The organism is Magnetospirillum moscoviense, assembly GCF_001650635.1.
Lineage (GTDB): Bacteria > Pseudomonadota > Alphaproteobacteria > Rhodospirillales > Magnetospirillaceae > Magnetospirillum > Magnetospirillum moscoviense.
The window spans coordinates 1-3,528 of record NZ_LWQU01000037.1 but is presented as its reverse complement, the minus strand read 5'-3'; the positions used below and the strand labels follow the sequence as shown (position 1 = coordinate 3,528).

Below are 3,528 nucleotides of genomic sequence, written 5' to 3'. Positions count from 1 at the left end.
ATGCAAGCCGCCGCAGCCGCCAGCCCCGCCCAATGCCGTCTGGATCAATCCGCCAGCTGAGAGAATTGCTGCCTAAATTGTCAGACGCAGTGTCGCGGATTCATTGACAGGTTCCGCTCAGCGTGTCGAAGAAGGACGATTCGACCACATTGACTGAATTGCCCCTGACAGCCGCCGCTCAGGACCAAGGCCCACTATGGCCTTTGATCCGTATCCGTCCGGTGAAGGCCGCTGAGGGCGACCTTGCCGGTGGGGTGTGACGCTGCCAGCCTTGGCATTGGTGCAAGCACTGTGGTTTGCACCGGTGGCATGGGGCGAGGCGATGGGGCAGGCTCATATTCTGACGGGACCGGAACGTCGGCGACGGTGGACGGCCGAGCAGAAGCGGGCGATTGTTGCGGCGGCATTCGCACCGGGCGCGGTGGTGGTCGAGGTGGCACGACATGCTGATGTCTGCGCCGGCCAGATCTACCGCTGGCGGCGTGATCTGCGGGCGGCCGTGGCGGATTTCGCCGAGGTGATGATGGTGCCGGCGGTAACGCCGGCCGCTGCCCTCGGCGGTGACGCCATCGAGCTGGTTCTGGCGGGCGGCGCCCAAATCCGCGTTCCAGCCGGGACGGCGCCGGAGTTGGCGGCGGCGGTGATCCGGGCGGTGGCCGGGCGATGATCCCGATTCCTTCCGGCGTGCGGGTGTGGCTGGCTGCGGGGCACACCGACATGCGCAAGGGCTTCGACGGGCTGGCGCTGCTGGTGCAGGAGTGGCTTTCGCGCGATCCCCATTCCGGCCATCTGTTCGTGTTCCGCGGCCGGCGCGGCGATCTGGTCAAGGTGCTGTGGTACGACGGCCAGGGCTTCTGTCTGTTCTCGAAACGCCTCGAGCGGGGCCGCTTCCTGTGGCCGTCGCCGACGGATGGGGCGGTGACGATCACCCCAGCCCAGCTCGGCTACCTGCTGGAGGGAATAGACTGGCGGATGCCGCAGAAAACCTGGCATCCCAGCGCCGTCGGCTGAGGAAATCGCTTCCCACGGCACGCGATTTTTGATTCACTTTCGGGGTGATCGATGCCGCCGAAGCCCTGCCCACCGACCTTGCCGCCGCCCACGCGATGATCCTCGCAGAACGGGCGGCGCGGCTGGTCGCCGAGTCGGATCGGCGCAGCCTCGACATCGAGATCGAGCGGCTCAAACTGGAGATCGCCCGGCTGCGGCGCGAGCGCTTCGGCCAGTCGGCCGAGCGCGGCACTCGCATCGAGCAATTGGAACTGGCGCTGGAGGATTTGGAAGAGACCGCCGCCGCCGAGGCCGCGGTTTCCGACACGGCTCCATCCCAGTCCCGCCGCAAGCCGGCGCGGCGGCCGCTGCCCGATCATCTGCCCCGTGTCCGAATGGTCGAGCCAGCGCCCGCGGCCTGCCCCTGCTGCGGCGGCGAATTGTCCAAGCTGGGCGAGGACGTCACCGAGACGCTGGAGCGCATCCCGGCCCAGTGGCGGGTGATCCAGCATGTGCGCGAGAAATTCTCCTGCCGCACCTGCCAGGTCATCACCCAGTCGCCGGCGCCGTTCCACGCCATCGCGCGCGGCCGGGCCGGCGCCGGATTGCTTGCCGAGGTGGTGTTCAACAAATTCGGCCTGCACCTGCCGCTGCACCGTCAGAGCGGGCGTTTCGCGGCTGAAGGCGTCGAGATCGATGTCTCCACCCTGGCCGATTGGGTCGGCGCCGTCAGCGTGGCGCTGCAGCCGCTGGTCGCGGCCATCGCCGACCATGCCAGCGCCGGCCAGCGCCTCCATGTCGATGACACGCCGGTGCCTGTGCTGGCGAAAGGCAAAACAAAAACTGGCCGATTATGGGCAATGGTGCGTGATGACCGGCCCTTCGGCGGCAATGATCCGCCGGCTGCCGCCTACTTCTACTCGCCCGACCGCAGCGGCGAACACCCGCACGCGTTTCTGAGCGGTTTCACCGGCATCATGCAGGCCGACGCCTTTGCGGGCTTCAACCGGCTGTACGAGAAGGCGCCATCGTCGTGGCGGCGTGCTGGGCGCACGGACGCAGGAAATTCTACGAGCTGGCCCAGTTGAAGAAGGCGCCCATCGCCATCGAGGCGGTGGCCCGCATCGACGCCCTGTTCGCCATCGAGCGCGACATCGCCGGGCTGTCCCCCGAGGAACGCCAGGCAGCCCGGGCCGAGCGGTCGCGGCCGCTGATCGACGACATGGCCCTGTGGCTGCACCACAAGCGCGCCGGGCTGTCGGGCAAGTCGGACACCGCCAAGGCCATGGACTATCTGCTGAAGCGCTGGCCGGCCTTCACCCTGTTTCTGGCGGACGGCCGCGTCGATTTGTCCAACAACGCGGCGGAGAGGGCGCTGCGCGGCATCGCGGTGGGGCGCAGGAACTGGACCTTCGCCGGCTCCGATGCCGGCGGAAGGCGCGCCGCCGCGCTCTACACCCTGATCGAGACCTGCAAGATGAACGGCATCGACCCGCGCGCCTGGCTGGCCGACGTGCTGGACCGCCTGCCGGGACATTCCGTCAAGCGCATCGACGAATTGCTGCCGTGGAATTGGAAAGGCGAACGCCATGCCGACGCTGCGTGACCTCGAGGCCGAGATCGAGGCACTCGACCAGTTCCTGATGTCGGACCAGTCGCCAGACGACTGCATGATGCTGTGCGATCTCGACGGCTTTCTCACCGGCATCGCCATCGGGCCGGAGCTGATCAGGCCCAGTGAATGGCTGCCGGTTTTCTGGGGCGGCGAGGAGCCGGTGTTCGAAGACACCGCCCAGGCTCAGGCCGTCATCGGCACCATCATGGCCCGCTACAACGAGATCCTCGGCCAGGTCGCCGATGGAACCGTCGCCCCCATCATCATGGAAACCCCGGGTGGCGACGTCATCGCCGCCGATTGGGCCGAGGGCTTCATGCAAGCCGTCACCCTGCGCCCCGCCGCCTGGAAGCGGCTGCTCACGTCCGAAAAGAACGTGGAGCTGATGCTCCCTATCCTGGCCCTGTGCTGCGACGACGACGGCGAACCGCTGCTCGACCTGCCGCAGGACGTGGAAGACCGCCTCTTCGCCGAGGCTGGAGACCTCATTCCCGAATGCGTCCTCGCCATCGCCGACTACTGGCGCGCCGCCCCCATGCGCCAGACCGCAGGACTCAAGGCAGGCCGAAACGACCCGTGCCCCTGCGGATCGGGCAAAAAATTCAAAAAGTGCTGCGGGGCGAACTGATCGTCAACGGCCTATCACGCGGCCCTCACCGGACGGATACCAACAGGAAGCCTTGCAGATGCTGACGCGCCTTGCCAAGCACCCGCACCGCCGTGGCCCGCGCCCGGATCAGGTCGCGCATCGCCTCGTGGGCGCCGTCCGGCACCCACACAGCCGTCAACTCGCCAGCCCGGTGCAGTTTGGCCAGCATCATCGCGTCGCGTCGATCGGTCTTGACCGTAAGCATCCGGTGAGAACCGCAGGTGCAGGCAGCTTTGATCAGGCTGCCTGACTGTTGGCGACGCGCGGTAACGGA

4 protein-coding genes and 1 pseudogene are annotated in these 3,528 nt (G+C 67.3%); 4 read left to right on the top strand and 1 reads right to left on the bottom strand.

Features of this window, described 5'->3' with window-relative positions; translation table 11 throughout:
* Positions 1 to 256: 256 nt before the first annotated feature.
* The 4 genes from tnpA (at position 257) to A6A05_RS02195 (ending at position 3,233) form a co-directional block, all read left to right on the top strand.
* Positions 257 to 667 (top strand): IS66-like element accessory protein TnpA, encoded by a 411-nt coding sequence (gene tnpA / locus A6A05_RS22040; protein ID WP_216635732.1) that lies wholly within the window; start codon positions 257 to 259, stop codon positions 665 to 667.
* The gene (gene tnpB / locus A6A05_RS02205; protein WP_068497034.1) at positions 664 to 1,011 is read left to right on the top strand and encodes an IS66 family insertion sequence element accessory protein TnpB; all 348 of its coding nucleotides are present in this window, start codon (positions 664 to 666) and stop codon (positions 1,009 to 1,011) included. The genes tnpA and tnpB overlap by 4 nt, the downstream gene beginning before the upstream one ends.
* Before the next feature lie 95 nt (positions 1,012 to 1,106).
* Positions 1,107 to 2,596, top strand: a protein-coding gene (gene tnpC, locus A6A05_RS02200) for an IS66 family transposase (RefSeq protein WP_425411934.1) whose coding sequence is annotated in 2 segments (ribosomal slippage) — positions 1,107 to 2,025 and positions 2,025 to 2,596 — 1,491 coding nt in all. Because the reading frame shifts where the segments join, the coding sequence is not laid out codon by codon here.
* Positions 2,580 to 3,233 (top strand): YecA/YgfB family protein, encoded by a 654-nt coding sequence (locus tag A6A05_RS02195; protein WP_068497031.1) that lies wholly within the window; start codon positions 2,580 to 2,582, stop codon positions 3,231 to 3,233. The genes tnpC and A6A05_RS02195 overlap by 17 nt, the downstream gene beginning before the upstream one ends.
* Positions 3,234 to 3,273: 40 nt before the next feature.
* Here the strand turns inward: A6A05_RS02195 and A6A05_RS02190 are convergent.
* Positions 3,274 to 3,450 (bottom strand): annotated as a pseudogene (locus A6A05_RS02190) (IS110 family transposase); the annotation flags it as partial.
* Between the last annotated feature and the right edge of the window lie 78 nt (positions 3,451 to 3,528).